The organism is Companilactobacillus suantsaicola (assembly GCF_004745525.1).
In the GTDB taxonomy this organism is placed as follows: Bacteria; Bacillota; Bacilli; order Lactobacillales; family Lactobacillaceae; genus Companilactobacillus; species Companilactobacillus suantsaicola.
The window spans coordinates 65,798-72,234 of the sequence record NZ_RKLY01000013.1 but is presented as its reverse complement, the minus strand read 5'-3'; the positions used below and the strand labels follow the sequence as shown (position 1 = coordinate 72,234).

Sequence of the window (6,437 nt, the reverse complement as noted above, 5' to 3'; positions counted from 1 at the left end):
TTACTGGGTTAACATTTTTATACTATTTTGAAATGTCAACCATATAAGGATTATCGCAGAACGCGGCCGGCACAACTTTGAGCTTTTTCAAGTTCGGAAAAATCTCAAAGATTGGCCTTATCCTAAGTGCTAAAGCACTAAGGATAATTTGGCAGCTGAGCCATCACAGGGCTTGTGCTCCAGACTAAATAACAATTCTATGTTTTATTTGCTTTCACACCTTTTAGGAATACTAGTTCTATTCTCAGTAACGTTTAGTATTTTAATAATTGTTATTCTACTCATCTATTCAAAATAGAAATAACTATCAAACATGTTTAAATTCAAAATTGAAAATAAACTTACAGAAAATCCTAACTTCACGACAATTCTCAACACTTTCTGAAAAGAACTGTATCCACTTCATATTTCACAGAAAACACTGCAAAATTTTGAAATCTAGTCTGGAGCAACAGTTCTGGGAAATGCTCAGCCCTGAAATTATTCTTAGCAATTTATTGCTTAGAATAAGGCCGAGCTTGAAGACTTTTCCGGGTTTGAAAAGGCTCCAAGTCGTGCCCAGGGCGTTCCAGCGTTTCCCAGAACTGTTGCGGAAGACGGCATCATCCACCACAAAACAAAACAAACAAAAAAACATCCCTCGATTTGAGAGATGTTTTTGGAATCCAAAACTGGAAATAATAATATTAACGTTTTGAGAATTGTGAAGCTTTACGAGCTTTCTTAAGACCTGGCTTCTTACGTTCCTTCATACGAGGGTCACGTGTTAAGAAGCCGGCTGACTTAAGTGATGGTCTGAAATCAGGATCAACATCAAGTAAAGCTCTAGCAATACCATGTCTAATTGCTCCAGCTTGTCCTGAGAAGCCTCCACCATTAACGTTAGCGATAACGTCATAGCTGTCTGCTGTTTCAGTAACATCTAGAGGTTGTTTCATATCAGCAATCAAATTGTCAAAAGGAATGTAATCTTTGACATCACGTTTGTTGATAGTAATCTTTCCGTTTCCGGGTACTAGGCGTACACGAGCAACTGAATCCTTGCGACGACCTGTTCCGGCGTATGATACTTGTGCCAAATTCTTTTCCTCCTTAAATTAGTTTGTTGATATCCAACATTTCTGGATTTTGTGCTTGATGGCCATGTTCTGAACCTGCATAAACATGCAACTTCTTAATTTCTTGACGACCAAGAGTGTTCTTAGGCAACATGCCGCGAATAGAATCTTCAACGAATCTTTCAGGCTTTGTAGCTTGTTTTTCGCCGGCACTAATACTCTTCAACCCACCTGGGTGATCTGAATGAGAATAGTAAATCTTATTCTTGGCTTTCTTACCTGTTAATCTAACTTTATCTGCATTGATGACAATAACATTGTCACCAGTATCAACGTTAGGTGTGTAAGTTGGTTTGTTCTTACCTCTTAAAATAGAAGCAACAACAGATGAAAGTCTACCTAAGACAACATCTTCACCGTCAATTACATACCATTTACGTTCAACTTCACTTGCTTTTGCTAATGGTGTTGTACGCATAATTTCCTCCAGTTTCTACGTCTGTTTGACAACTCAATAAGTTTCCGGGGCTTATCGTGGGGCAAACAATACCAGTTACAATAATACTTGGAAACTTCTTCCAAGTCAATAATTATCCACAGATTATTTAATAAAAAACCTGTTTCAAATATAAGCCGCTGGCTTGTGCAGTCCCTCTAGCTTGTTGACGATCCTTAACCTCATATAATCGCAAAAAATCATGAACATCACGACGACCATTACCAATCTCTAGCAAGGTAGCAACGAGAATTCGAACCATATTATATAGGAAGCCATTTCCTGTAAACTCAAAAACTAATTCATTGTTCTCTTTATTATACTCAACTGTTGCTGAATAGATAGTTCTAACTTTGTAATCGATCACGCCACCAGCCGCCGCAAAGCTAGTAAAATCGTGTTCTCCCACAACATCCTGCAACGCAATTTTTATTTTTTCCACATCAATTGGATATGGATAATGGCCTGTGTAAAACCGTTTGAATGGATCTGTATAGTGACCTAGGTCCACTCGATACATGTAAGTTTTTTTCTTAACGTTAAAACGAGCGTGAAAGTCTGAATCGACGATTTCAGACTTTTTCACCAAAACATCTAGCGGCATCAAAGTATTAATCGCCCGCAACATACTTTCAGGGTCGAGTTCTCTAGGGTAATCAAAATGGACCACTTGTCCTAAAGCGTGAACACCAGCATCTGTTCTTCCTGAAGCAAAAACTTTAATTTCTTCACCAGTAGCGGCGATTTTAGTAATGGCTTTTTCCAAAACCCCTTCAACAGTCCGCAGGTCCTTTTGTTTTTGAAAGCCGTGAAACTTCGTTCCATCATAAGCAATCGTTAATTTGTATCTTGTCGTCATAAATCAATAACTCCGAATCAATAATAAAATAATCGTTACTGCAGCCATAAATATGACTGTCATATTATCGCGCTTTTCCCAATTCAAAACTCGATATTTACTTCTGCCTTCACCATCTTTGTAACCACGCGATTCCATGGCAATGGCTAAGTCATAGGCAATTGAAAAACTGCTGACAAACAGAGGAATCAAAATCGGTACGAATGACTTGATACGCTTGATCAAGCCACCTTCACCAAAGTCAACCCCACGTGCTCTTTGGGCATCCATGATTTTGGTCGTTTCATCAACTAACAGTGGCACAAACCTTAAAGCAATCGACAACATTAAAGCTACTTGCGTAACTGGAAAATTGACCTTCTTCAAGGGCTTTAAAATGCTCTCGATTGAGTCGGAAATCTCGATTGGTGTCGTGGTCAAGGTTAACAAAGTTGAAATAAAAATAATCAAAATAAAACGAATGAAGATGTACGAGGCAATGACCATTCCTTCTTTGGATAACGTTAAAATCCCCCAATGCCAAAGTGGATGATCACTTGGTGTAAAAAACAGCTGCAATAAAACGGTGAATAAAATTAGCCAAATAATCGGCTTGAGACCTTTGATAAAGAAGCCTAAATTAATTTTCGATAAGTAGACCGCAAACAATACAAAAGCCATGAGAAACGCATATGAAGCCACATTATTTGCCAGAAATACGATTCCAACAAAATAGAATGTTAATAAGAATTTACCACGAGGATCCAGATGATAAATCAAAGAGTCTCCGGGCAAATATCGTCCCATAATTAGTTTATTCATAACTACCTCACTTGTTGTTTAATCTCACTTGCCAATTGCGTGACAGTTATTGGTAACTTGGAGAAAGCAAATCCCTTTTTGGCCAAATCTTGAGCAAACTGAGCACTCTTAGGTAGTGTCAACCAATCGTTATCCAACAAAGTTTGATTATTGAACACGTCGAATGGTTTACCACTGCCGACTAGTTTACCGTGGTTCATAACTGCCATCTCATCTGCGTAATCGGCCACGTCATCCATATTGTGCGTAATCAAGATAATTGTCCTGCCATCCTCATTCAAGCCTTTAAACAAATCCATGATCTCACGACGCCCCACTGGATCCAAACCTGCTGTCGGTTCATCGAGGATAATGGTCTCGGGACGACTTGCTAAAACTCCAGCAATCGCTACTCGACGCATTTGTCCACCTGACAAATCAAATGGTGACTTCTGCAAATAATCTGTATCCATTCCGACTAATTTGATCATCTCTTCAGCGGCCGCTTTAGCTTCTTCTTGAGTTGCACCAAAATTCATCGGGCCAAACATAATATCTTTTTCCACAGTCTCTTCAAACAACTGGCTTTCAGGAAATTGGAACACCATGCCGACATCCTTACGCAGTGGTTTTAAATTCTTGTTATTAGTTTCAGGAGTAATTACTCGCTTACCAACAGTGATCGTCCCCGAAGTTGGTTTTAGCAAAGCATTGATGTGCCGAACTAAGGTCGACTTACCACTACCAGTTTGACCGACAATAGCAGTAAACTTCTTATCCTGGATTTTCAAAGAAACATCGTCCAAGCCAAGATTTGCTACTGGACTATTAACATCATATGAATGTGTTACTTTTTCGAACGTAATTTCCATAATTTATCCATTAGCTCCTCTTCATTTAAATAGCCTGTGGGCAATTCTAACGAACCCCGCAATTGCGACATTAATTCACTTGAAAATGGCTCCTCAAGCCCAAAATGAGTCAGATCAGCGCCTAAATTATAAATGGTAGCTGGATCACTATCTTCAACAATCCGGCCAGCGTTCAAAACCACAATTCTCTGTGACAACTCAGTCTCAGAAATATCATGGGTGATTGAAAGAATTGTTAAGTCTTGTTTGGCTCGTAAATCTTGAACCAAGTCCAAAACAGTTTGTCGTCCTTCAGGATCTAACATACTAGTTGATTCATCCATAATAATTATTTGTGGCCTAGTTGCTAAAACTCCGGCAATTGCCACACGTTGTTTTTGCCCACCTGACAATGATTGAGGATCACGATTCTTAAAATCAGCCATTTTAACTAACTCTAGTGCGTGATCAACTTCTTTGACCATTTGTTCTTTAGGCATGCCTTGATTTTCAAGCCCAAAAGCAACGTCATCTTCTACGGTTGCTCCAACAAATTGATGATCAGGATTTTGGAAGATAATTCCAATTTTGGAACGAATATCCCAAATACTTTCCTCAGACAAGGCTTGTCCATCAATTTCGATACTACCGGAATCAGCTTCGATTAAACCATCGACCAATTTAGTCAAAGTTGATTTCCCACTACCATTTTTACCAACGATTGAAACCCATTGATTCTTCTTAATATCTAATGAGACATCTTTAATAGCCTGGGTCTTAGCTTCTGGATAAGTGTAATTTAAGTTTTTGATTGAAATAATATTTTCCAAGGCTTATCTCCTCAAAACGTGTTACATATATAATAACTAAAATCAATACGTAAAAAAACAAAAAAAGCGTAAAAAAAAATCATTCGATAAATTAGTGTCCCCTGTTAAAGAGATCTCAGAGATAGACTTGGTTGAAACAACCATCATCTTAACACTCACTAATTTATCAGAATGACTGATTTTTTAATGATTAATAAACAATTATTATTAAACTAATTCAATAATAACCATTGGTGCTGCGTCTCCACGACGTGGAGCAGTCTTCAAAATACGTGTGTATCCACCATTACGTTCTTTGTAACGAGGTGCGATGTCACTGAATAATTTTTGAAGAGCTGATTGAACAACAACTGCATCATCTTCTTCTGAAATGTTAGCAACTTCGTTTCTAACATAAGCAGCAGCTTGACGACGAGCATGTAAATCTCCGCGTTTACCTAAGGTTATCATCTTTTCTGTTGTACGACTGATCTCTTTAGCACGAGTTTCAGTTGTTACAATGTGTTCATTAATGATTAAATCAGTAGTTAAATCGCGCAACATTGCTTTTCTTTGTGAACTGTTACGTCCTAATTTACGGTAGCCCATGTCTATACCTCCTGTTTGAATTTGATATAATTAGTCTTCTTGCTTCAATGATAATCCAAGATCAGCAAGCTTTTCTTTAACCTCAACGAGTGACTTGCGTCCAAGGTTACGAACACGCATCATATCTGCTTCGGATTTTTCAGTAAGCTCTTGCACAGTATTGATACCGGCACGCTTCAAACAATTATATGAACGAACTGACAAGTCAAGTTCTTCAATAGTCATTTCAAGTTTCTTCTCTTTTTGAGTTTCCTCTTTTTCGATCATCATGTCAGCACTCTTAGCTTCTTCAGTAAGGTTAACAAAACTTGTAAGATGTTCTGTTAAAATCTTAGCTGACAAACTAATAGCTTCGCGTGGTCCAATTGAACCATTTGTCCAGATATCGATTGTTAATTTGTCGAAGTCGTTTCTCTTACCCACACGAGTGTTTTCAACTTGATAGTTAACTTTTTCTACGGGTGTAAAAATTGAGTCAACTGGAAGAACACCAATAGGTGTTTCGTCCGTCTTATTTTGTTCTGCAGGAGTATATCCACGACCATTAATAACTGTCATTTGCATGTGGAAGTGTCCACCCTCTGCAACAGTACAAATAAATTGTTCTGGATCGAGGATTTCTAAATCATCATCAGCTTTAATGTCTTCAGCAGTAACTGTGGCTGGACCGACAACGTCGATTTCAGCTTTCAAACTATCATCCGCATAGGATTTTAATTTTAATTTCTTAACGTTTAACACGATTTGTGTAACGTCTTCAATTACGCCATCAACAGCTGAAAACTCATGCAATACACCATCTATTTGAATATCAGATACCGCTGTTCCGGGTAATGATGCTAATAAAACTCTACGTAATGAATTACCTAAAGTTGTACCATAACCTCTTTCAAGCGGTTCGATAATATACTTGCCGTAATCTTTACTTTCTTCAACAGAAGTAATGGTTGGCTTTTCAAATTCGATCATTCGGTT

Annotated in this window: 8 protein-coding genes; all 8 read right to left on the bottom strand. The window is 38.1% G+C overall.

The genetic code is table 11. The annotated features are described in order from the left end of the window. Positions 1 to 686: 686 nt before the first annotated feature. Positions 687 to 1,079, bottom strand: a complete 393-nt coding sequence (rpsI, locus tag EGT49_RS06535) for a 30S ribosomal protein S9 (protein ID WP_010018559.1) — start codon at positions 1,077 to 1,079, stop codon at positions 687 to 689. Between the two features lie 13 nt (positions 1,080 to 1,092). Next, entirely contained in the window at positions 1,093 to 1,536 is a 444-nt protein-coding gene (gene rplM / locus EGT49_RS06530; protein ID WP_135372684.1) for a 50S ribosomal protein L13, read from the bottom strand. A gap of 127 nt (positions 1,537 to 1,663) precedes the next feature. Continuing rightward, positions 1,664 to 2,413 carry a tRNA pseudouridine(38-40) synthase TruA gene (gene truA, locus EGT49_RS06525; protein WP_135372682.1) on the bottom strand — a complete coding sequence of 250 codons (750 nt, stop codon included), beginning with the start codon at positions 2,411 to 2,413 and terminating at the stop codon, positions 1,664 to 1,666. A gap of 3 nt (positions 2,414 to 2,416) precedes the next feature. Continuing rightward, the gene (locus EGT49_RS06520; protein WP_135372680.1) at positions 2,417 to 3,214 is read right to left on the bottom strand and encodes an energy-coupling factor transporter transmembrane component T family protein; all 798 of its coding nucleotides are present in this window, start codon (positions 3,212 to 3,214) and stop codon (positions 2,417 to 2,419) included. A 2-nt stretch (positions 3,215 to 3,216) separates the two neighbouring features. Beyond that, complete coding sequence (locus EGT49_RS06515) at positions 3,217 to 4,065, bottom strand: energy-coupling factor transporter ATPase (RefSeq protein WP_135372678.1); 849 nt, start codon at positions 4,063 to 4,065, stop codon at positions 3,217 to 3,219. Further along, positions 4,041 to 4,874, bottom strand: coding sequence for an energy-coupling factor ABC transporter ATP-binding protein (locus EGT49_RS06510; protein ID WP_135372676.1), 834 nt, complete (start codon positions 4,872 to 4,874; stop codon positions 4,041 to 4,043). Before EGT49_RS06510 ends, EGT49_RS06515 begins: the two co-directional genes overlap by 25 nt. A 207-nt stretch (positions 4,875 to 5,081) precedes the next feature. Next, complete coding sequence (gene rplQ / locus EGT49_RS06505; protein ID WP_057738774.1) at positions 5,082 to 5,462, bottom strand: 50S ribosomal protein L17; 381 nt, start codon at positions 5,460 to 5,462, stop codon at positions 5,082 to 5,084. A gap of 30 nt (positions 5,463 to 5,492) precedes the next feature. After that, a complete protein-coding gene (locus EGT49_RS06500) occupies positions 5,493 to 6,431 on the bottom strand; it encodes a DNA-directed RNA polymerase subunit alpha (protein WP_135372674.1) in 939 nt (312 codons plus the stop codon). Between the last annotated feature and the right edge of the window lie 6 nt (positions 6,432 to 6,437).